Annotated in this window: 16 protein-coding genes; 10 read left to right on the forward strand and 6 right to left on the reverse strand. The window is 41.8% G+C overall.

What is annotated here, in order from left to right:
- Positions 1-337: 337 nt before the first annotated feature.
- The 4 genes from Q6344_05025 (at position 338) to Q6344_05040 (ending at position 10295) form a co-directional block, all read left to right on the forward strand.
- The gene (locus tag Q6344_05025; protein WLG14700.1) at positions 338-1726 is read left to right on the forward strand and encodes a hypothetical protein; all 1389 of its coding nucleotides are present in this window, start codon (positions 338-340) and stop codon (positions 1724-1726) included.
- A 242-nt stretch (positions 1727-1968) separates the two neighbouring features.
- Positions 1969-3966 carry a transferrin-binding protein-like solute binding protein gene (locus Q6344_05030; protein ID WLG14701.1) on the forward strand — a complete coding sequence of 666 codons (1998 nt, stop codon included), beginning with the start codon at positions 1969-1971 and terminating at the stop codon, positions 3964-3966.
- A gap of 676 nt (positions 3967-4642) precedes the next feature.
- Positions 4643-8605: a transferrin-binding protein-like solute binding protein gene (locus tag Q6344_05035; GenBank protein WLG14702.1), complete on the forward strand. Its 3963-nt coding sequence runs from the start codon at positions 4643-4645 to the stop codon at positions 8603-8605.
- Positions 8606-8744: 139 nt separating this feature from the next.
- Entirely contained in the window at positions 8745-10295 is a 1551-nt protein-coding gene (locus tag Q6344_05040; protein WLG14703.1) for a porin family protein, read from the forward strand.
- An 88-nt stretch (positions 10296-10383) separates the two neighbouring features.
- Here Q6344_05040 and putP read toward each other — a convergent pair whose 3' ends face one another.
- Together putP and Q6344_05050 are read right to left on the reverse strand one after the other, a co-directional pair.
- Positions 10384-11883, reverse strand: a complete 1500-nt coding sequence (gene putP, locus Q6344_05045; protein WLG14704.1) for a sodium/proline symporter PutP — start codon at positions 11881-11883, stop codon at positions 10384-10386.
- A 477-nt stretch (positions 11884-12360) separates the two neighbouring features.
- On the reverse strand, positions 12361-13233 hold the full coding sequence (locus Q6344_05050; protein WLG14705.1) for a LysR family transcriptional regulator: 873 nt from the start codon (positions 13231-13233) through the stop codon (positions 12361-12363).
- Between the two features lie 476 nt (positions 13234-13709).
- On the opposite strand from Q6344_05050, the gene leuC reads away from it, so the two are divergent.
- The 6 genes from leuC (at position 13710) to Q6344_05080 (ending at position 20254) form a co-directional block, all read left to right on the forward strand.
- Positions 13710-15128: a 3-isopropylmalate dehydratase large subunit gene (gene leuC, locus Q6344_05055; GenBank protein WLG14706.1), complete on the forward strand. Its 1419-nt coding sequence runs from the start codon at positions 13710-13712 to the stop codon at positions 15126-15128.
- 25 nt (positions 15129-15153) lie between these two features.
- The gene (locus Q6344_05060) at positions 15154-15618 is read left to right on the forward strand and encodes a hypothetical protein (GenBank protein ID WLG14707.1); all 465 of its coding nucleotides are present in this window, start codon (positions 15154-15156) and stop codon (positions 15616-15618) included.
- A gap of 47 nt (positions 15619-15665) precedes the next feature.
- On the forward strand, positions 15666-16316 hold the full coding sequence (gene leuD / locus Q6344_05065) for a 3-isopropylmalate dehydratase small subunit (GenBank protein ID WLG14708.1): 651 nt from the start codon (positions 15666-15668) through the stop codon (positions 16314-16316).
- 141 nt (positions 16317-16457) lie between these two features.
- Complete coding sequence (locus Q6344_05070) at positions 16458-17219, forward strand: hypothetical protein (protein ID WLG14709.1); 762 nt, start codon at positions 16458-16460, stop codon at positions 17217-17219.
- 301 nt (positions 17220-17520) lie between these two features.
- On the forward strand, positions 17521-18624 hold the full coding sequence (gene leuB, locus Q6344_05075; protein ID WLG14710.1) for a 3-isopropylmalate dehydrogenase: 1104 nt from the start codon (positions 17521-17523) through the stop codon (positions 18622-18624).
- Positions 18625-19057: 433 nt separating this feature from the next.
- Positions 19058-20254: a L,D-transpeptidase family protein gene (locus Q6344_05080; GenBank protein WLG14711.1), complete on the forward strand. Its 1197-nt coding sequence runs from the start codon at positions 19058-19060 to the stop codon at positions 20252-20254.
- A 304-nt stretch (positions 20255-20558) separates the two neighbouring features.
- Here Q6344_05080 and infA read toward each other — a convergent pair whose 3' ends face one another.
- From infA to Q6344_05100, 4 genes are all read right to left on the reverse strand, one after another.
- Complete coding sequence (gene infA, locus Q6344_05085; protein ID WLG14712.1) at positions 20559-20780, reverse strand: translation initiation factor IF-1; 222 nt, start codon at positions 20778-20780, stop codon at positions 20559-20561.
- 121 nt (positions 20781-20901) lie between these two features.
- Positions 20902-21741, reverse strand: a complete 840-nt coding sequence (gene truA / locus Q6344_05090) for a tRNA pseudouridine(38-40) synthase TruA (protein ID WLG14713.1) — start codon at positions 21739-21741, stop codon at positions 20902-20904.
- Between the two features lie 73 nt (positions 21742-21814).
- Complete coding sequence (locus tag Q6344_05095; GenBank protein WLG14714.1) at positions 21815-22915, reverse strand: asparaginase; 1101 nt, start codon at positions 22913-22915, stop codon at positions 21815-21817.
- Between the two features lie 162 nt (positions 22916-23077).
- The gene (locus Q6344_05100; protein ID WLG14715.1) at positions 23078-24706 is read right to left on the reverse strand and encodes a FimV/HubP family polar landmark protein; all 1629 of its coding nucleotides are present in this window, start codon (positions 24704-24706) and stop codon (positions 23078-23080) included.
- Positions 24707-24729: the final 23 nt, after the last annotated feature.

Raw genomic sequence — 24729 nt, forward strand, 5'->3', positions numbered from 1 at the left:
TTTTTAATGACTGCTCATAGAAAATAATGGTTTACATAGTCCAAATCATTATGATTTTAATACTAAATTAGTTAACATAAATCTATCTTCACAAAAAATTAAAAAGGGTGTTGCTATAGTGTTGAACTTTAATTATGATACTGAAATCAGTTACGTTATCTTACATAGTAGAAATGTCTGATAACAACGAAAGTGTGATCGTGTAAGCGATAGTTACATTCAATCGTTAAGTATAAAAGTCGTTTGGCAAAGGATTGCTCAGCATAAGCTTTAGTGACTAGTCGTTATATAGCAACTAAGCTACTTGCCAGTTATTTTATTCATGGAGGATATCTAAGTGTCTCATCAGCTCCCTATCTCTAAACTCACTCTCGCTCTTATTACCTTATCGGCTGCATCGTTGACGCAGGCGGCTGGTCTTGATCGTTCAGGTCAAGATATTAAGGGCTTTTTTAACTCTGGCACTTATGCCGAAATTGATTACGCTTATATTGATAGTGATGTTTCTGGTAACGATAATGCAGGTGCTATTCGTACCTCTCCCACTACAGAAATACGAAATGGCATAACGTCGGATGAAGCTTCATATGAGAAAGGTGCGCCTACTGGTAATATTACTGGTGATACCTATTCTTTTATGCGCTACGGTGTAAAAACGGATATCAATGACAACGTTAGTATCGGTGTATTTTATGATGAACCTTGGGGTGCAGAAGTAGAATATACTGGAAACAGCACTTTTGTATCTCAAGCAGGAAAAGATACCATAGCGGACTCATCTTCAGGTATTTCAGTGCCAAATGAAGTTATCAATCCTTCAGTACTAGATCCTGACTACGATAAAAATACTAATGTTCGCGTCCATACCGAGACATGGACAGGCTTGGTTGGTTTTAAATCTAATGGCTTCCAAGTATATGGTGGTCCAGTATTGCAAAAAGCGGAAGCGGAAGTACACTTGCGTGGTCAGGCGTATGGACCATTGACTGGCTATGATGCAAATGTAAATAACGATACTGCTTATGGTTGGGCAGCTGGTCTTGCTTATAGTAAACCTGAGATTGCATTAAAGGCCGCACTAACGTATCGCTCTGAAATCGAGCATGAGACACCAATAGGTGAAAGAGTGCCACTATTAGGGTCACCTCTAAAAGGCGTAGTACTAGATAAGCTTGGAATTGATCCAAATTCTGATCTTGGAAAATCGATTGGTGAGTATGCTACGACTGATGCTACTGTCACTACGCCAGAATCTGTTAATTTAAATATTGAAACTGGATTAAGTCAAAAGTATCAGTTATTAGGTACGTTGGATGTACGTTGGGTGCCGTGGAGTGATTTTTCTATTGTGCCGCCACTTTACAATGCCTACTCAAAAGCAGCTGTTCCAGAGGGATTACCTCTACTATCTTATGATAAAGACCAATGGAAAGTGGATGTTGGCTTAGCTAAACGTTTTAATGAGAAGCTAGCTGGCTCAGTGGTCGTTGGTTATGACTCTGGTGCAGGTGACCCTATAAGCTCACTTGGTACTATTGATGGATATTACAGTCTTGGTGGTGGTGTTAAGTACAATGTGACACCTGAATGGGCAGTTTCAGTGGGCGGAAAATATTTAAAATTTGGCGATGCTACAGGACAGCTACCTAACGGTAGTATCGTTAGCAAGTTTCAAGATAACGATGGCTACATCGCTGGTGTAAAACTCTCTTATCAGAGCCAGTAATTTATCATCTGACTATAGCCTCTCAAAATAAATGTTAGAAAACAGCTTGTTTAACCATTGAGTTAGGTAAGCTTTATTTAGGGTATGTCATCATTTAAACATTCATCGTTTGAATCGAGGACATGTTCGAATATGAATAATTTGTATGAATCAAATTTGGTCATCTACAAATATTGCCCAAATACTAATTCTATAATTAGTAGATAAAGGAATATCTATCAATCATCCATGGAGGAAGACGAATGTCACCTAACCGTCATTCAATATCAGCTGTACCTACAGCCAAGAAACTAAAAACCCCCTTAAAAGCCAGTGTTGTCATACTAACTTCTGTCATCTTGTCCGCATGCGGAAGCAGTGGAAGCGATTCATATACCTTAAATGATATTTTTGATGGTAGTAGCCCAGTAATCACACCGACACCAACACCAACACCAACACCAACACCAACGCCAACACCAACACCAACACCAACGCCAACGCCTGAAGACACAAGAACTGGCGTTCAGTCACTAAATATCAACGCAGGCTCACTCGGTGTATTTAACACAACTACCCGAGACTTCACCATTAATGAAGATGGCTCTACTGTCGATGCAAGAGCAGATATTGCTTCACAAAATCCAGCCACACCAGACCAACCTGGTTTACTACCGAAAGTTGCTATTAACACATCAGGCTCGAATGACACCGAGCTTCAAAATGGTTTTAAAGCTCATAAAGACAGTACCGATATAGTTGTTGCTGCTCTTGGTCAAACACTACCGTTAGACTATACCTCAACGTATAAAGACTTTGGCGATGACCTGCGCATCGGTCATATCGATGGTAAAGCAGAAGTCGTTGCTTTAGGTTCAACATTACCCGTAAATGGCGTTATCGTCACAGGCAATGCGACCACAGCTGAAAACATGCCAATGGATGGTACGGTCAACTACACTGGAGACGCAACTTATCGTGAGCTTGGTCTAGACAAAGCTATTGAATATGGCACCTCAGCATTCACCGCAGACTTTGTTGCTAAGAACGTCAAAGGCGATCTCACTTTTAGTGATAAAAACATTGGTTTATCCGCTGATATCACAGGCAATGAGTTCTCAGGCACAGCAGCAGCTAATAATGGTTACAAGACCGAAGGTGGTTTTTTCGGTGGTGATGCCCAATACCTAGGCGGTGTTTACGAAGGTAACGGTGCTCAAGGTACATATGGGGCAGAAAAAGATAAGGTTGTAACGCCGACTCCAACACCAACACCAACACCAACGCCAACACCAACGCCAACAGCGCCTATTAATCCAGATGCTAAAGTGGATACTGAGTTTACTGGCTTCCAAAGCAATACGTTAAGTAGTAAAAAAGGTAACTTTACAGCTGACGCCATTGGTTATGCAGAAATACGTGATGACAAGTCTGACTTTAAAGAAACGGTAGATGTAGACGGTTCTAAGGTGCCAGTAGATAATCATGCTGGAAATAATTTCACTGGTTATGATAAATTCATAGCTCGTGCTGACATGACCAAACCTGACTCTGTGAAAGAGCAAGTTTTAATCAATATAAGTGGAGACGCAGACACAGATTACGGTAATGGATTTAAGTTGCATACTGAGTCTACTAAAGTTCAAGGTCCTGTAGCATTAGACCTCAATTACTCATCTGTTTATAAGAACTTTGATTCGCAAATGCAGATCGGTCATGTTTATGGTGATCCTAGAACTGACCTATTTGGTTTAGGTGACCTAGCTCGTGTTTCTACTGTTTACGTACAGGGTAACGGTACCAATCTTGACGACATGCAGTACATGAAAGACTTAGCACAATACGATATCGATAATAATATCAATGACGGTATGGTGGCTTATGGCGGTGTTGCTACCTACATGGAAAATCTACATCTAAAAGATGGTGTTCGTGGTGGACCAGTAGTTGATGGTACTTCAGCATTTGACGTAGACTTTGTTGGTGGTAAAGTTGCAGGTACGCTGTCTTTTGCAGCAGGTGATTATAGTTACATGCCTACTGGTAACAAGATTGATATCAATGCAGATATTACAGGAAATACTTTCGCTGGTAATAAGAATGGTATCGATACAGCAGGTGGTTTCTACGGTGAGGATGCTAACTTCTTAGGTGGCGTTTATCAAGAGGCTCTAACTCAAGGGGGTAAAGGTGCTCAGCCAGGTGAAGGTACTACTTTCCAAGGTACTTTTGGTGCTGAGAAGCAGCCTAATTCCAAATAAAGATCATATAAATTCTTAATTCAGACATAAAAAAAGTACCTTAGGGTGCTTTTTTTATGTCTGAATCTATATACCTGATATTGTGACTGTGAAGATGAGCAGAGGGTTCTTCTAAAATGATAAGAATTTTATTGATTAACTAATGTTTGTCTATATAGTCAGATTTTAGTTATATTATATAAATAATAATAATAAAATTTAAGGATATTATTTTTGAAGTAGTTTTTTTAATAATCAATATAACTTTTTAATGTATTTATTGGCTGATATTCTATTTTTTATCTATTTTAATAAAATAACGCTATCTGTCGCTGGTATCAAAATTTTTAAAATGAAATAAATTTTTAGTGGTTTTTATAGTTAAAATTATGATTTTATTGAATATTAAGGGTAGTTTTTTAGGATTTTACTTAATGATAACTCGTTTTTATTTTTTCTAAAATATATTTGTATATCATATTAAAATTTAGTTGTTTATTGTTTATATAATACGATTTATATCATTTAAACTATTGATTAAATTTATTTAGTAACTAGAAGTTACTGGCATTAATATTTGAATAATATTAATTGACTTTTTATATTACATTTGTTTATCTATTCAAGGCACTGAATATATGTTGTGTCTAAGTTAGTAAATAATGGAATATTACCAGTTCTTCATGGAGGAAGACGAATGTCATTTAATCATCATTCAATACCAGCGATATCTGCCGTAAAAAAACTACAGACACCGCTCAAAGCCAGCGTGGTTATTTTAACCACTGTCATTTTAGCTTCGTGTTCAACGAGCGGTAGTGATAGCACGGTTACGCCTAAGTCGTCACCTGTAATAGGATCAGAAAGTGGCGAAAATGTTGGTAGTGGAGGCAATGTCAGCAATGCTGACGCAGTAAAGGCTATCAAAGCTGCAGAAGCAAAAACTAAAGCTGCACAAGAAGCGCTCAAGGTTGCAGAAGCAAAAACCAAAGCTGCGCAAGATGCTCTTAAAGCAGCCCAAGAGAGTTTTGGAAAAGAGTCAGAGAAGGTAATGGTGGCATCTAAAACAGCGATAGATGCTGCAAAAGATGAAGCTGCAAAGGCCAAGCTCGCTGCAGAAGCCGCTCGAGTAGAGGCGGTAACAAAAATTGAAGCGGCTGCAAAAGCTTCTAAAACGGAAATAACAGCCGCTAAAAAATCCGCCGCCGATGCAGTTGCCAAAGTGAAAGCGGCTGAAGAAAAGGCTAAAGCCGCAGATAATCGTGCAACCGTAGCAGAGGCCAAGGCTAAAGAGATTGAGACATCTTTGAAAGCTGCAGAAGAAGCCAAAACTCAAGCAGAAAAACAAGCCACAGCTGCCAAAATCCAAGCTGCGCTTGAGAAACAAAAAGCAGATAAAGCCCAAGGCGAAGCAGACAAAGCTAAAGCTGATTTATTGAAAGCAACAGATGATCTAGCAGCTGCAGAGAAAGCTTTAGCCGCCGCACTTGCCTCAGGTGGCAACACCGAAGCTTTACAAGCAGAAGTTGACCGTCGCCAAGTCGCTCTTGACGCCGCTAATGCCCAAGCCGCTGCAGCTCAGCAAGCTCAAGCCGCTGCCTCTGCTCAAGCTTCCGCCCAAGTAACTGCGGCTCAAGCTTCCGCCCAAGCGGCTAAAGATGCCTTAGCTGCCGCCACCATTAAGAATGCCCCTGAAGCAGAGAAATCTGGCGTGCAGTCGCTGAATATCAACGCTGGATCATTGGGTGTATTTAATACCACCACCCGCGACTTTGACATCAGCGCAGATGGTTCCACAGTAGATGCTAGAGCTGACATCGCTTCACAAGATCCCTCCACGCCAGATCAACCTGGTCTACTACCTAAAGTCGCTATCGTAACATCAGGGGCCAACGATACTGAAACTCAGAGCGGGTTTAAAACCTATGAAGGCGATACTGAAATTATCGTCGCAGCAATTGGTCAAACCTTACCACTTAACTACACCTCAACTTATAAAGACTTTGGCGATGACATGCGCATCGGTCATATCGATGGTGCCGCTGAAGTAGCATTGTTAGGCTCAACCCTACCTGTGAATGGCGTTGTCGTTACTGGTAATGCTACTCAAGCTGCCAATATACCAACCGAAGGTAAAGTAGGTTATACAGGTGATGCTACTTATCGTGAACTTGGTTTAGGTAATGATATCGAATTTGGCAAATCAGTATTCACCGCAGACTTTGTGGCTAAAAACGTAAAAGGGGATCTCACATTTAATAAAGCCGGTAAAATTGGTTTAACCGCCAGCATTAATGGCAACCAATTCTCAGGGACTGCTGCTAACAATGCAGGCTATACAACCGAAGGTGGATTCTTTGGTGGTGATGCCCAGTACCTAGGCGGTGTTTACGCTGGCAATAATGCCCAAGGAACTTATGGCGCGACCAGCGATAAACAAACCGCTGCTGAGCAGTCTGCCAAAAACGCTCAAGCAGCCGCAGCTGCTGCTAATGCTGCCATCGCTAATGCTCAGGCACAGGCAAATGCTGCTAAAGCTGCTGCTGATAAAGCTCAAGCAGACGCTGTCAAAGCACAAGAAGCCTTACAAAGAGCAGAAGACGCTCTAGCCAATGCTGGTAATGGTGAAAAGCAATTAGCTGCTGCCCTAGAACGTGCATCCGCAGCAGAAATGGCTGAAGCCGCTGCATTACAAGCCTTGTCGACGGCAGAAGCTGCAAGAAAAGCTGCGGAGACTGCAAAAGACGCCGCATTACAAGCTGCACAAGCAGCACAAAATGCTGCAGACAAAGCGATTGGTGAGGCCAAAGTGGAAGCGGATAAAAAAGTCGCAGAAGCCAATCAGCAAGCCGCAGATGCGACAGCACAAGCTGCTGCTGCTCAAACGCGCGCTGATGAAGCTTTACAAGCGAAAGCAGATGCAGAAGCTAGAGCAAAAGCTGCAGAAGAGGCTCTTGAAGCATCGCAGCAGTTACCACCAGCACCAACCAATCCACAGTCTCCAGTGAATGCAACAATAAGTGGTTTCCAAAATACGATCTCAGGTAGTGACAATAGCGCTATCAATACCAATACTTCTGCTAACTACGATACGCTTAAAGTTAATTTATTAGAAACTGGGTCTGGACGTTTTGATAAAAATACTACTACTAACTTTAAGTTACGAGATGCAGGTGATGAGGACTACGAAGCAGGATTTAAAAAGAGTGCTTTATATTCATTGCCAGCAGGGTATTTGAACAGACGTTTCAAATATACGTCTTTTTATAAAAACTACAATGATCAGATGCAAATCGGTCATTTATACGGTGATCTCAAAACGACAAACAATGGAATTCGATTAGACACCTTATCTAATGTCTACGTACAAGGTAACAGTACAAGCACTGACGATATGCAGTACATGAAAGGCTTGTCACAATACAATATTGATAATGGTATTAATGATGGCAAAGTAGCTTATAAAGGTGATGCCACTTATATTGGTAATAGTGAGCAAGAAATCATTGGTGTTAATCCGATTATAGGTACCTCTGAGTTTGATGTGGACTTTGTCGACAGTCAAATAGATGGTACGTTATCATTTGAAGGTTCTAATGTCAGTGAGAAGAAAATCAAAGCCGAGATTATTGGAAATACCTTTGCTGGTAATTGGAATGGGGTTGATACTAAAGGGGGTTTCTTTGGTGAAGATGCAGGTCTATTAGGTGGTGTTTATCAAGTTTCTGGTGGTAAAGGCACTTATGGCGCTAGCAAAGTAGATCCAAGCGCTGCTCCTGCTCCAGTAGAGTCTACAATGACAGGCTTCCAATCTACCGCCTTAAGTAGCAAAAATAAAACATTACCATTGGGTCAAGGTCAACTGGTAGACGCGATTGGTTATTTGGAAATCAGAGATGATAAATCGGCATGGACAGAAACGAACGTTAAGGATGGTTCTAATGTCCCAATAGACAATCGCAAAGGCAACAATTTCAATAGCTTTAGTAAAGGCAAAGTACTTGCTGATATGGTTAAGCCAGACACGGTCCTTAAACCAATAGAGGTGTCTTTGACCAATGCAACTGGCGCAGTCACAGTTGATGCAGGGAGAGGTAACCTTAATCCAAGTTATCAATACAGCGCTGTTTATGAGAACTTTGACAATCAAATGCAGATTGGTCATGTATATGGCAATCTTAACTCATCGTTTGCAGGCGATGTCTCACGTGCAGCCAATGTATATGTACAAGGCTACTTAACCTCGCAAGCAGGTATGGACAGTCTGAAAGGTGTTAATGATGGTAAGGCTCAATATACAGGCAGTGCGACTTATATTGAAAATATCCATTTAGCGGATAATGCTTCGACAGCCCCAGTTAATGGTACTTCTGCTTTCAACGTTGATTTTGTCAATGGCTCAGTCGATGGCACATTATCATTTACTGGTACGGACTATAAATATATGCCTGCTGGCAATCAGATCAAAATTGATGCAGATATTGCGGGCAATACTTTTGTGGGTAATAAAAATGGCATCGATACCGCAGGTGGTTTCTATGGTGAAGGTGCGAAGTTCTTAGGCGGTATTTATCAAGATGTATCTGATCAAGGTGGAAAAGGAACTGCAGCTGGTACGGGGACTAAATTCCAAGGAACGTTCGGTGCGGCAAAGCAATAAGATAATATGACTGTATGATACAAAAGAGAAAGCGTCCTAGGGCGCTTTTTTGCTCGATTAAACCATTAAAATCCCTTAGGATGACTAAAGTTGGGAAAGTGTTTGGAAAGTTAATGATCGTACTTAGGTAAGGATACCCATGAATAATCAATATATACGTAAACCGCTCACCGCTTCTGTTTTACTATCGATGATGGCGATTTCTCTACCCGTTATGGCAGCACCAGAATTACCAGAAATAAAACCCGATCTTGATCAAGCTGCGGAGTTGCTTAGACGCGAAAATCAGACTTCTGTGTCAGATCCTACTGCACCCTCTACCGCTATATCAGATTCTGAAGCACAAGATGCTATTAGAAGTCGTCAGCAACTTGCCAAGGCAACGGCTTATAATCTAGAAGCGCTAAAAGCCAATCCAGCAGCGTTTAGCAAGTATTTAAATGATGCATTGTCTGCACAAGATATGGTAACGGTTAAAGAGTTATTGCCGCATTACAAAGCGTTAAAAACCAATGATCCAATGCTGATCAAATTCGCTGATGCGCTCATATATCGCAGTGAAGCCAAAAACAAACAAGCCATTGCCATTTATCGTGACATGCTTGCAACTGATCCAGACTTTCATCCGGTACGTTTGAATATGGCCATTGCCATGCAAGCAGACAAGCAGTATGTGGCGGCAAAGGAGCAGTTTCTAAAATTGCAGGCAGTTGAGTTACCAGCACCCGTCATGGCTAGGGTGCAAAACTCATTGGCGCAGATCAATAGTTCAGAAAAATGGCAATTCAATGCCTCTGCCAGTTATGTAAGAGAGACTAATATTAATGACGCGCCATCGTCATCTATTCAATCTGACTTAGGGCGCTCGATTGAGCAAAAATCAGCCAATGGCCTTCAGGTGTCTGCTAGCGCGAATAAACGCTTTAACTTACCGAATAATTTCTATGCTACAGTGGGTGGTAATGCATCCCTAAAAGGATATTGGGATGAGCCTGACTATAACGATTATCTATTCACTGCCTCTACGGGAGTCGGCTACGATGATGCCAAAAACGACGTTTCTTTGACCCCATTTATCACCAAACGCTATTATGATGAAGCGCCCTATAGTTTGCGTAAAGGCGCAACTGTCAGCGGCTCACGCTGGGTTAAGCCAAAGCTAAAACTGTCAGCGACTGGTATTTTGTCCAAAGAAACCTTTGAAGATGATAGCAATGCAAATCGCGAAACAGATGGTAGATTCCTTGGTTTAAATGCATTTTATATTAAGGATGCCAAGGAATACTTTTATGGGGGTGTAGGTAATTATCGAAACGATGTGCCCAAATCGAGTATTATTAGCTATGATCGTAATTCTGTAAACGCTGGTTGGGGTCGTGAATGGAGGCGTGGACTCTCCACATTAGCAACAGTAGGTTATGGTATCAAGGACTATGACGATCCTGCAGATGCTTATCCAGCAGGAAGTGGCGCATGGAAAGGCTATTATAATGCGGTAGGCGGCGTGCCGGGCTCAACCAGAGAAGACAAATCCACTTCATTAGGTTTGCAAGTCTGGAAACGTGACTTTACCTTGTATGGTTTGACACCGCGTTTGGTCTTTGATTATGAAACAACTTCAAGCAACTTTGCTTACTATGATGATCGTGATGAAAAGTCTGCAACGGTGTTGTTAACAAAGACCTTTTGACGTAACCTATTTGACGCTTTGAGCCAGTAATAAAAAACCTCGCCAATAATGTCGAGGTTTTTTTATAGTGATAATTATATCGATAAGCTTATTTATTTAAATTAAGTTCCATTTCTTTAAATTTCGCAGTAACAGAGGCTTTTGGACCGCCTGTCATGATACTTACCGCAAAAATGGCGATTGTACTTAAGATAAAGCCCGGAACGATAGCATATAACCAGCTATTGAGTGCCATGCCATTCATCTGGAAAGGACCGTAAATCCATAGGATAACCGTCAATGCACCAACGACCATACCAGCAACTGCACCATTACGGTTCATACCGCGCCAGATGAGGCTGAAAATAACCAACGGTCCAAATGCGGCACCAAACCCTGCCCAAGCGTTAGAAACCAAATTCAATACTGAGCTTTCTGGATTAGAAGCCAGTAAAATGGCAACAACGGCGACAATGATTACGGAAATGCGGCCGACCAATACTTGACGCGCCTCAGGTGCATCTTGATCAAAAAACAACTTATAGACATCTTTAGTCAATGAGCTTGATACCACCAATAGCTGTGATGAGATGGTACTCATAATCGCAGCTAAAATTGCAGCTAATAAGAAGCCTGAAACCAATGGATGGAATAAAAACTGCGTAAATACTAAAAAGATGGTTTCAGGATCATCTAAAGTCATCGCTGTCTTTTGCACATACGCACGACCAGCAAAACCTGTCATCAGTGCCCCGATAAGGCTGACAATCATCCAGCTCATACCGATGTTACGGGCAGTAGGGACATCTTTGACTGAGCGAATGGCCATAAAACGTACAATGATGTGTGGCTGACCAAAATAACCTAAACCCCATGCCATCAATGACACAATACCAAGGATACTCATCCCATTAGTAATGTTAAGCAAGCTTGGATCGATATTTCTAACCGCTTGAGTGGTGGCTGAAATACCACCCAGATCAGTGAAAGCGACGACGGGAACAATGACCATCGCAAATAGCATGATGATACCCTGTACAAAGTCAGTCATTGAAACGGCTAAGAAACCACCGAATAACGTATAAGCAACGACAACGCCAGCGGTGACCCATAGACCAGTGCTATAAGAAAGATTCAGTGAGCTTTCGAAGAGTTTACCACCGCCTACTAGGCTTGCAGCAGTATAAACCGTGAAGAATAAAATGATAACCACGGCTGAGATAACACGCAGCATATGCGACTTATCTTCAAAGCGGTTGGCGAAATAATCGGGTAGAGTGATGGCATTGTCAGCCACTTCGGTATAAACGCGAAGGCGCGGTGCCACGATAAGGTAGTTTAAAAATGCACCAAGTGTCAAACCAAGTGCGATCCATATACTCACGACACCGTCAGCATACATATAGCCGGGCAAGCCAAGTAGTAACCAACCTGACATATCTGATGCACCTGCCGATAGTGCAGTGACTGCTGGACCTAAACTGCGTCCTCCTAACATATAGCCTTCAGTATCATTGGCTTGCTTAAAGTAAGCGTAAATGCCAATACCAATCATCACTAAAAAATAGGCGCCAAGTGATACCAGCACGCCACTAGAAACTCCGTTCATATAAATTGTCCTTAACCAACATGGTTGGCGGTAATTATTTTAACTATAAAGATTAAGTGTTATAAGACGATGTCCCAAACAATATCTAAAGACGAAAAAAGCCATTAAGTAGGACATAATGGCTTTTATTCAATATCTGCTGTTAGTTTTATATGATTGATGCTGTTCTAGGGCTAATACGAATTCGCAGTGCTTAGAGATCAATAAGAATGTCATATTACATCATATCGATTGCTCGCATTTGCGACTCATTTATCAGTATCGGCCACCTATATAACCAATCATTTAAAACCATTAAACCTACTGTTAACCATCATATATTACTCGAAGTGTTCAATATATGACTATCAGTGTTCTTATAGTAAATTTTTGTTATAAAAACAACGTCAAGCGTATTATAACGCATGAGGGTCGTAAATGCGAATAGCGTGCTTTTTATATCCCATAGCACGCTCTAATCCTCATTTAGCGAGAGTCTTATTCAATAGGTGCTAACAAGTCTAACAAAGCTGTAACGCTGCTAGATTGCGTCAATTTCGGATTGATAACCACACCCAAATAGCGCTGTAACTCTATATTGTCTGCCATATCGATACGTTCTAAATCCTGACTGATCATGGTTTGCGGTAATACAGACCATCCCAGACCAACAGAAACCAGCATGCGAATAGACTCAAGAGGATTGGTGCTCATCGTGGCATAAGGTTTCAAATTGTGCTTAGCGAATTCAGCCAAGGTAATTTGACTGGTAAAGGTGTTGGCAGACGGTAAAATAGCAGGATAGCGTGCCAATTGCTCTAGTGTTACATTAGATTTGGTCGCTAAAGGCGATAGCGTACCTGTCATAAAGTAAAGAGGATCTGACCATAGCGTATGATAGGTCAAGCGCTTATCATAAACGGGCGGCAGTGTTAAAAATGCTAATGATAAATCGCCATCGAGTACGGCTTTGTGCGCTTTTTCTGAATCGACGAAATGTACTTCTAGTTGTACGGCAGGATAAGCTTGGATAAAATGCTTAAGTACAGGCGCTAAATGATGCAAGCCAATATGATGACTGGTACCGATCACTAATTTGCCAGATACGATATGCTGAGAGTGTTGCAGATTAATCTTAAAATTCTCATAATCTTCTAGCCAACGCTTGGCGTGCGGCAGCATTTCATTGGCTGCTTGGGTTGGTACAATGCCGCGTCCCACCGTATCAAACAAAGTAATGTTGAATTCATCTTCCAAATTTTTGATGCGTTTACTGACGGCAGGCTGTGTGATGAACAGTTTTTCTGCGGCACCTGAGATGCTGCCAGTGTGCATAACGGTAACGAATGTCGTCAAGTTTGTGGTGTTCAAACGGATGTCCTTAGCTACTTTGCGAGCTATAAATAAAAGTTGGCTGACCCAATCACAATGTATTAGAAATAAAAGTTTGCGTCTGGGCAAAAATCATCAATTATTATTATAGGATTAGCCTGCTATAATCACAAGACATCAAGACGTATTGTGACATATTTATTCTATTAAATTGACTATTCGCAGCTCATCGCAGGTTTTAAGCGCTGATAATGGTCATCAATGTAAAATCACCAATATAAAAATATCGATTTTGATACAAGCGCCGCTGACGATGCCGCTGATGATAAAGTATCGCGACGTATAAAATTTTTACCATAGGCTATAGTCGAGTCAATTTAAAAGTAGTACAAGGCAACCGAGTGTAGATGTATATTAAATACTTCAAGCGAGGTTAACGCTGTAATAATTTTATAGTGGAATGACTATAAGCAAGTAAAAAAACCAGTAATTAGCAACCAATAAAGGATAGCAACATGGCAGGTCAAACGTTATATGACAAACTTTGGAATGCTCACGAAGTCACCAAGCGTGACGATGGTTCGAGCCTGATTTATATCGACCGCCATCTGTTGCATGAAGTGACCAGTCCGCAAGCATTTGAAGGCTTGGAGTTAGCCAATAGAGCACCGTGGCGCCTGTCGGCTAATATCGCCAGTCCTGACCATAACGTACCCACAGTCACTAAAGAGCGTTTAGAAGGCGTGCCTGGTATCAAGGACAAGGTATCACGCTTGCAGGTAGTGACATTGGATGAAAATTGCGCCAAATTTGATATCGCTGAGTTTACGATTAATGATGCTCGTCAAGGCATTTTACACGTCGTTGGCCCTGAGCAAGGTTTGGTGTTACCGGGTATGACGGTTGTTTGCGGTGATTCTCATACTGCTACTCATGGCGCGCTGGGCTGCTTAGCGCACGGTATCGGCACATCAGAGGTTGAGCATGTATTGGCAACTCAGTGCTTGATTCAGAAAAAATCAAAAAATATGCAAATTCGCGTCACTGGTAAGCTTGGTGCTGGCGTGACCTCAAAAGATGTGGTATTGGCTATCATTGCAAAGATTGGCACGGCTGGCGGGACAGGGCATGCTATCGAATTTGCTGGGCAAGTATTTGAAGACATGAGTATGGAAGGTCGCATGACCGTTTGTAACATGGCGATCGAAGCAGGTGCTCGCGTGGGTATGGTTGCAGTCGATGACACGACCATTGAATATGTCAAAGGTCGTCCTTATGCGCCAACCTCTGAGCAATGGGCGCAAGCGGAAGCTTACTGGCGTACCCTATATTCAGATGATGACGCGGTATTTGATACTGTGGTTGAGTTGGATGGTAGCCAAATAGCGCCACAAGTCTCTTGGGGAACCTCTCCTGAAATGGTTGTCGATATCACTCAATCTGTACCAACACCTGATCAAGCGGCAGATGAAGCACAAGAAGAAGGCTGGTTACGTGCTTATACCTATATGGGTTTAGACGCTGGACAAAAGATTACCGATATCCAGCTTGATCGCATTTTTATTGGTTCATGTACCAATTCGCGTATCGAAGATTTGCGTGATGCCGCCGCAGTCATTAAAGGTCGTAAAGTCGCGGACAATATCAAAGAAGCCATCGTTGTGGCAGGTTCTGGGCAAGTGAAGTTGCAGGCTGAAGCAGAAGGCTTAGATGCCTTGTTTACTGCGGCGGGTTTTGAGTGGCGTGAGCCGGGTTGTTCGATGTGTCTTGCTATGAATGCGGATAAGCTTGAGCCACAAGAACACTGCGCTTCAACGTCTAACCGTAACTTTGAAGGTCGTCAGGGCAATGGTGGTCGTACCCATTTGGTCAGCCCAGCAATGGCAGCTGCCGCCGCATTGGCGGGTCACTTTGTCGATGTACGGACGTTTTAACTTTGCATTTCTATAGAGCATAAAAATGAAAAGGCTGTTTGTTTTATTTTGCTTATTGGGTAGCTCTCAGCTAGCAATGGCTCGTGATTACTGTAATGGAAGATTTGCCTATTGTGTCGATGTGCCAAATCAATTGACATGGTTGCCTGAGGCAGATAATGGTGATGGTCGTCATTTTAAGTTACCCAACTCTAATGCCACTATTTTGGTCTTTGGGAGTAATACACCAACTGTTTTCTTTTATACCGATAGCGATTATCTAAAAGAGAAGCAGCATCGATATAAAACAGGCATGACAGTTACTTACGAGCTGTTAAAAGATAAAACCTATACAGCAAGCGGCTATAGAAAAGACGGTCAAGTTTTTTATCATGTTATTAAAGTTAAGGATGGTCAGGAAGCAGTATTACATCTGAACTATCCTGAAAGTGAAAAAACTAAAATGACAAGTATTGTTAAACAAATGGCACGCTCTTTTAAGATTCATTAGACCGTCAAAAAAATTTACGTTAGTAATCGATATTTTAAGGAAAAACCATGCAAGCTTATAACACTCAAACGGGTATCGTTTGCCCATTAGATCGCGCAAACGTCGATACCGATCAAATTATTGCCAAGCAGTTTTTAAAGTCTATTAAACGCACAGGATTTGGCGTCAATTTGTTTGATGATTGGCGTTATCTTGACGAAGGATATCCGGGTCAAGACAATAGCACCCGCGTTATCAATCCAGAATTTGTGCTAAATAAGCCACGTTATCAAGGCGCGACTATTTTGCTGGCACGCCGCAACTTTGGTTGTGGTTCTAGTCGTGAGCATGCGCCTTGGGCGTTGTCTGAATATGGTTTTCGTACAGTGATCGCGCCAAGCTTTGCCGATATTTTTTATAACAACTGCTTTAAAAATGGCATGCTACCAATTGTCTTGGATGAGGCAATTGTAGATACATTAATGAAAGACACGCTTGCTAATGAAGGCTATGAGCTAACCGCAGATCTTGAATGCCAAGTCGTCGTCACCTCAACAGGTGAAGAATATGCATTTGACGTAGATGCTTTTCGTAAACATTGCTTGTTAAATGGGCTTGATGATATTGGTTTAACCTTGCAGCAAAGCGATGCCATTAAAGATTATGAGCATAAGATGATGCAAAAAACACCATGGATATTTAACGATGTACGAGCATAAATAATGAATCTGCAAGCCATTACTTATAAAACTGCTGAACAGTAATAATGTAGCGTTGAGTTATGGCGGTGAACTGGCTAAAATGAAGGGTAGTTTTTTTACGATATTTTATTATTTCTCTCATAAATAGTAGCCGCCATTATGAATAAAAAACGTTATGCTTTATGGACAAGTACGGTTGTTGCCGCAAGCTTATTGTTGTCAGGCTGTCAGCTATTGACTGGGTATCAGAAAATAGATGAGGCAGAAAACGCCAAAGCATGGGCAGGTAAGATTCAACCGATTGCGGGTGAAGTCAATATTGCCTGTATAGGAACTTATCATTGTGAAATTGCACGGATAGATAAGACACGAGTGATAGGGGCTGATACGCATGAGCCTATCAATCCTGCCATGCTGGTCGCGATGAAAGATATGAGTGCAAAGGGCAAAAGTCATACCAGCAGTCATACCAACAATAAGCATGCACAAACATCAATGCACGCAAACATAGATATGACACCACTCGCTCATAAAAATGAGATTAAAATTGTACCTTTGTCTGCCTCAGGCATGCCAGGTCTAACCAATTATTATGCGCGGGTAAAACCTGCAAAACGCGAAGTACAGGTGAATTTCTATCCAGAAAACAATCTGGGCTATGTTGAGCGTTTTACTTTAATTCACGATTTTATTGACGCTGATACTTATCAATTACGGGCTTATCAGAAAAAGTCTAACGATAATTCTGGCAGTTTATTAGACACCGCTTCACCACAGCCGCTATGTGTTGACCTGTATCAAGGCAACACTGTACAGCGCCGCTTTTGTAAAGAGCTGTCTGCTGAGCATCAAGGAGAGTTTGTAGAAACTCGTATTGTGAACGCATTGCCTGCGTCATCGAAAGTAAAAGCCAAAGCTTAAAGCCTATTTGATTTTTAAAAATAGCAAATAGACCACGGTTTTTTGTGCTATTGAAGGCACTAAAAATCGTTTTTAGGAAAATATCGTAAATTTGTAGTATTAGGGCGTGTCCTCAATTCAATTGATTATCCTTTAAATGAGTTGAAAATGGCTAAATTTTGCCAAACATCGTTAAATAGCTTATCAATATCTCGATATTATTTGCGCTACTTTCCTTGTTTGACGGCAATTTTTATCACCATTTTTAAAATGAGGATATGCCCTAACATAAATAAAAAACTACCTACCCACAAGGATTAGTATGGCAACGATTTTAACATTAGCGGGCGATGGTATCGGTCCCGAAATCATGACTCAAGCCATTGGCGTACTGAATGCGGTCAATAAGAAATTTGCGTTAGATTTGACACTTGAATCTGGATTGATTGGTGGTGTGGCCATTGATGCAACGGGTGAGCCCTTGCCAGATGAAACGCTAGACCGTGCCCGTGCAGCAGATGCGGTATTGTTAGGAGCGGTCGGTGGTCCTAAATGGGATGGTATTGAACGCAGCAAGCGCCCTGAACGTGGTTTACTTAAAATACGTGGTGAGCTTGGTTTGTTCGCTAATCTACGTGTGGCAAAGCTTTACCCGCAGTTGGTCAATGCGTCTAGTATCAAACCTGAGATTATTTCAGGCTTGGATTTGCTTATCGTTCGTGAGTTGACCGGTGGTATCTATTTTGGTGAGCCACGTGGAATCCGCACACTAGAGAATGGTGAACAGCAGGGCTACAACACCATGGTCTATAGCACAAGCGAGATTCAGCGTATCGGTAAAGTTGCGTTTGAATTGGCAAAAACCCGTGCGCAAGCAGCAGGTACAGCAGCGAAAGTTTGCTCAGTGGACAAAGCAAACGTATTAGAAGTCACCGAGCTGTGGAAGCAAACGATGACTCAAATGCAGCAAGCAGATTATAGCGAGGTGGCGTTATCGCACATGTATGCTGACAATGCTTGTATGCAATTGATCAAGAATCCTAAGCAGTTTGATGTCATGGTGACAGGCAATATGTTCGGTGATATCTTGTCTGATGAAGCTGCTATGCTCACTGGATCTATCGGTATGTTGCCATCAGCCAGTCTTGATGAAGCAGGCAAAGGGATGTATGAGCCGTGTCATGGTTCAGCGCCTGATATTGCTGGGCAGGACAAAGCCAACCCATTGGCGACTATTTTATCGGTTGCGATGATGCTGCGTTATACCTTTAAGCAAGAAGCAGCGGCACAAGCTATTGAGCAAGCAGTGAGTGATGTCCTTGATGACGGTTTGCGTACGCTTGATATCTTGGACAGTAGTGAAGCTGGATTGAAGCAAGTGGGGTGCCAAGAGATGGGGCAAGCAGTGTTGGCTAAATTACTCTAGTCTTACTATAGTGATATAGATTAAATTTTCCCCTGTTTTATTTCGATAGGGAAAAATTCTCATCTTTATCATGTATCGTCGTTCTAAACCCATAGTTTGCTCAGCAAATTATGGGTTTTTTTTATGTTCATTTTAATCACTTTCCAGCGGTAACACACTAAACCAGATAGTTGTAAAAAAGTACTTGTTTTAACACAGACACCGTAGGACAAGGGCTTTATTAACATAAAGCTGTTATATGCTCACAAGGTAATATGGCACTATTAACAGCTTACAAACCACTAGAACCACAGACTTTCACGTTAGAAGAGAGCTGATGAAAAGGTGTTTGAGTAAAGTTGGTTAGTAAGGCGTTAAAACTCAAAATAACAAGCCTTGATGACAACATAATAAAATAAAACTTATTATTTTTATAAAAAATTAGGAGCATGAGGTGTATCAATTAAAAAAAATCAGCACGGCAGTAGCGATGATTGGTTTTTCTACGGCAGTTTTTATAGGGCAGAGCGTTGCAGCACCACTGGATAGTGTAAATGCCAACAATCAAGCAACGACCAATAACTCTGACAACCAAACACCGACCAATAACGATGAAGCCAGTATTAGCAAAAATAATGCTAATAAGGCGAATGCTGCTGAAGAAGTCAGCCCTGTGACCAATGGCGTTAGCCAAAAGCTAGCACGTGATAGCAAAACCGCAAATGCTTCGAACAAATTCCTACCTACTATCAAGTATACGACAGACAATTTATCAGTTGCTGCGCAAAAGGTGAATGATGCCACTTGGAAAGAGGGGATGAGTATCGACCGTGTCATCGGTACTAAATTGCAAGCCTTATTAAATTGGCATCACAATGGTGTAGGCCCTGTTGATGGTTATTGGGGCAAAAATACCCGCAAGGCCATGCAAGCGTTTCAACAAGCAAATGGTCTGGCAGTCACTGACACGCTAAACAACGAAACATGGCAAGCGCTGACAAAGAATGAAAAACTCGCGGTGCAGCCAGTGCTAGTCAGCTATCAGATAACTGATGCGGATGTTAATATTAAGATGACAGAAATACCAGCTGGTGCTGAAGCCAAATCCAAACTTGAGGGATTGTATTACGAGAGCATCACAGAAGGGCTAGCAGAAAAATTCCATATCAGTGAAAGCTATCTCAAAGCGTTAAACCCTAAGGGTAGCTTTAGGGCGGGTGAAACCATCACAGTTTATAATCCTGGCAACCCAAATAACAAGCCTGTCAGTCGAGTCGTTGCTGATAAAGCCACTGAAACGCTATATGCCTATGATGATAAAGACAACTTAGTTGCCAGCTATCCGACCACAGTAGGTAGTACGGCAACACCGTCACCAACAGGGACACATACGGTAGAGGTGAAGGTGCATGAGCCTAATTATACTTATACTGCTAAAGACGGTAGCAAGTCTATTCTTCCACCTGGCCCTAATAATCCAGTGGGCTCGGTATGGATTGGGCTTAGTAAGCCTTCTTATGGTATTCATGGCTCACCAGATCCTGATCGTATCAGCCGTCAAGCCTCAGCGGGTTGTATACGCCTGACAAATTGGGATGCACTTGCTTTGCTAGGGGTGATTCAAAACGGTGCGACTGTTGAGTTTAAATAGTGCCTCACTATTTCTTAACCATGCTACTTCTTAACCATGATTTAAAAATTTAAAAGTAAGTCAACTCATAAAATTTAGACAAAAAAATACCGCTGAAATTTAGCGGTATTTTTTATGATAAAAACAAATAACTAAGACTGAATAACTAAAATATTGATAGGCAATAATGAGCAGGTTAGCATTTTCATTATTATTATCAGTTAAACCACCCAAGCGTCTATATCAGCTATCAGCGAAAAGAAGCCATTTAGCAACCAGCTGTATTTATATAAATGCTTTTATAACCATTTTAGTTTATAAGAAATTAGTTTTTGCCACGATAAGTAATACGACCTTTTGATAGGTCATAAGGTGTCATTTCGACCTTAACTTTATCACCTGTCAAGATACGGATATAATGCTTACGCATCTTACCTGAGATGTGAGCAATGATTTCGTGTCCGTTTTCTAAACGAACTCTAAACAGGGTATTTGGAAGGGTGTCAATGACTTCGCCTTCAAATTCAATAATATCGTCTTTTGCCATAGTTGGTATCAATCAATTAAAAATAAGCCCATATTATACGTAAGTTAGCGGATTAAAGCAATACAGCACTAGGTTTTTACTTGACAGCCTGTAACCGTTATGTATGCCAACTTCTATTTATTCAGTCAGGTAAATTTAGCCAAATGGGGGTTAAAGGAGCATTTGGCAGTCGTTGTTGAAAATGCTCAGGATAGTAAGCGTTGATAAAATATAGACCATCACCAGAGGCAGTAGGTGGTGCGATAGTACGATCTTTTTTGGATAAAATATCTAAAAAGGCTTCTGGTTGCAACTCGTGTCGACCGATGGCATACAAGGTGCCCATTAAGTTACGAACCATATGATGCAAAAATCCATCTGCTTGAATGTCAAAAACGATAAACTGACCATGGGCAAAGAGTCTTGCGTGACTGACTGAGCGTACTGGTTGATTAGACTGGCAAGCAGCGGCGCGGTAGCTACTAAAATCGTGGGTACCGACGATCTCAGCCGCCGCCAGTTGCATCGCTGCTAAATCGAGCGGTTCATAGATATGAGTGACTTGGTGATTCAAAATAGCAGGGCGCTGTGCTTGATTCAGCGTGATGTAGCGATAGCGACGGGCAATGGCACCAAAACGCGCATGAAAGTCGTCAGGCATAGGTTGAATCCACCGCAGGGCGATATCATCAGGCAATAGACTGTTTACCCCGCGCAGCCAGTTATGAGTAGGACGATAGGCACGTGTCGTAAAGTGGGCAATCATATTGCTGGCATGGACGCTTGCATCGGTACGACCAGCCGCGACGACCTCTACCGCCTCATTTGCAACTTTACCGATAGCGGCTTCTAATGCTTCTTGTACGCCTAATACTTCTCGTTGCCGCTGCCAGCCATGATAGCGCGTGCCCAAAAACTCAATTGCAATGGCTAATGTATAGGTTGGGGGCGTTTCAGCATTGATGCTGTTAATCTCGGACATGTTAATCTCGGACATGGTTGGTATTGGACATTTTCGTATTGGTTCTTATAAAGTAAACATATTTAACGATAGTCTAACGTTTTTTGATAGTGGTGCTCGCCTGATTGACATTGTTCAACCAACGTTGTCTGCGCCGAGTGGGATTGTCATAACGCAGCAATAGCCATAATAATCGTGCATAGATAGCGGGAATCGTTAAGCGTCCGCCAGCAATTACATGATACTCATATTGCCAACTACCAGCCGCATAGCTGTCACTGACACCGCCAAATGGAGATTGGCTAGCGCATATCACCATGTGACCGTTTCTATAAGCAAGCTCTAGTGCCTCTGCTAGTGCTTGTGAATAAGGAACATTACCTGCGCCAAATCCTAATAGGATAATGCCACATGGCGGCTGTGATAATAATGCCTGTAGCTGACTAGTCATTACCTCAGTGTCGTTTGGCAAGCAATATAAAGCATGAATGCGTGCTTGCTTAGCTCGAGATTCAATATGGTCAATCATTGCTTGCTGATCATCGAGCCAATGCTGGCGGCGGGTATCCGGTAAGTTTTTTATATAACTATTGGCAGGATAGGCAGCTCTGGAGTGACCCGTAAATGCCATCAAATCATGGCTATGAATTTTTTGTACCGTTTGCGCAGGCCAAGACTCACCGCCAAAAGCAATCTTCACACCTGACTCACCAGCAGCAGCCATTTTTAGTGAATCGCTGAGGTTATCCCATGCGTCGCTATGGGCATCGATATCATAGGAATGTATCACCTCACTGTCTAACAATGGGCGCATACTACCAGTGACGACTATACAAATATCACTGCCAGCAAACGCTTCTGCTAAAAACGCACCCAAATAACTCAAAGTATCTGTACCAGTGATAAGCACAAAACGCCTGTCGCCTTGTGCATAGGCTGCTAGCAAAAGCTGATAAAAATGTACCAAGTCGTTAGGGGTAAGTTGGCTACTGTCTTTAATTAAGGAATTATCCAACCATGAGATTTGAGGCAAGTGGTTAGCGTTATCTTGGTCAGTCAATAGCTTTTGTAAAGTCGGTAAGAATACTTCTGCTGATAACGGTGCTAAGGGTCGTCCATAGCTACCAAAAGTACCGCCAGCATAAATGAGTTGGACAGGATTGGACAATGTATTTGTCATAGCAGAAAATGGCATAGTATGAGCCGTAATAAAGAAGTATGTGATAAAAAAGAGAGTTTAAGGTTGGATGCTAATAGCGCTCAGTAATAATAAATAGTATAAAGGTTAAATGCAAAAAAAATCAGCAAGTATTCTTAGTGTTATAGAATACTTGCTGACAAAAGAACGATGGGGCTTTTACGCAGTACGATCTAGTAATACTTTTGCTTGGTTCTGTTGCTCACTAGTGCCCTGAATTAATACCTCATTCAATAAGCGTTTGGCACTGTCGTATTCACCCAATTGTAAATATTGGCCTGCCAAATCTAGCGTAACTTGAGTGCTATCTAATGATTTCACAAAGTCAAAGTCGGCCGCAAAGCGTGAGGAAAAGTCTTCTGCTGTTTCAGCGGCATCTTCGGCTGTAAGGGCAGACTCGTCCTCAATTGGAGCAACTGGGCTGAGTGCTGTTGAAGAGTGAGTATCGAATTCATTGTCTAATAAAGAGTTATCATCGAATAGCAACGGGGCTGTCGGTGTGACACTAGATTCTTCAGCAAGAGTATATTCTGAATCATTATTATCAAGCGATTGTGCTTCGAGATTAATATTTTCAAAGCTTTCAGTTTCAAAGCTCTCAGTTTCGAAACGACCTTCTTCAATAATGAAGTTATCATTATCACTATTTTCTTCAATTACAGGCGCTTCGCTTTCTGTTAATGTTTCTATGTTGTTTGGCGCATCGAGACTGTCTAAAGACAAAGTGAAATCATTTTCTTCGTCATTCTGGACAGTGTTGATAGACAATGCTTCAGCAGTTTCGTCAATATCTTTATCGACATCAGTTGCTAGATCATCAAAGTCTAAAATGAACGAGTCATCTTCTAGCGTCATTTCCTCGTTAATACTATCAGGGCGTTCTGGAATGACAGAATCCGTTGCCTGCGCATCAGTGTCTTCAGATGAATCAAAGCTGAAGTCAAAATCACTAAGATCATTGAGATCATTATCTTCTACGGACACTGCGACATCATTATCAGTTATGTCGATATTGGCAATGTTCAGGCTTTCATCGTCCATCATCTCTAATGGTGATGTGACTGGTGCCGTATCAGTCGCCTCAGATGCGCTAATATTACTCTCTAAATCACTCAGCGTAAGATCAAAGTTATCCTCTACATTGTCGCTAGTAAGACTGGCCTCATAAGATGTATTTGTTACTGCCGAATTAGACATGCTGTCGTCTATCAGCGTACTACGGTTATCTTCAGAGGTTGCTGGCTGATCAGATAGCGCGTTCTTACTATCGATTTGATTAATCGGTAAGTCAAAATCTATGCTTTCAAAATGGCTATTATCTTCTACGGGTGCCTCTTTTGCTGCGACTTGATTTTGCTCTTCCGAAAATAAAGCTTTTAACTCATCAGCTAGCGCAAGACTTTTTGGGTCGCTTTGCGTCTTGATGGCATCATAAACCTTGTTAAAGTTCTCTGGTTGATTAATAGTCGCGTATATGCTGAGTAATTTAACAGATAATTGACCATCATTCGGTTTTTCGCTTAGGCCGCGACTGAGGGTTTCAATGGCTTTGTCATAACGCTGTTGATCCATGAAGCGCTGGGCAATCGTAATATGATCAAACTTATTGTCATCATCTTTGTGGCTTTGGGCAGGAGTGTTGTGATCCGTTTTTGGCATCGGAGCTGGCGTAGCGGTACTCATTCCCGGCTGCGCTGAGGGCTTTTGCGCTTTCTTTTTGTACAATAGTAAACCGGCTACTATTAGAATAAGTACCAATCCGGCGATGATATATAGCATATTGTCCATAGTTACTCCCACGCCTATGATCA

Origin of the sequence: Psychrobacter cibarius, from assembly GCA_030686115.1 — a bacterium.
GTDB lineage: Bacteria > Pseudomonadota > Gammaproteobacteria > Pseudomonadales > Moraxellaceae > Psychrobacter > Psychrobacter cibarius_C.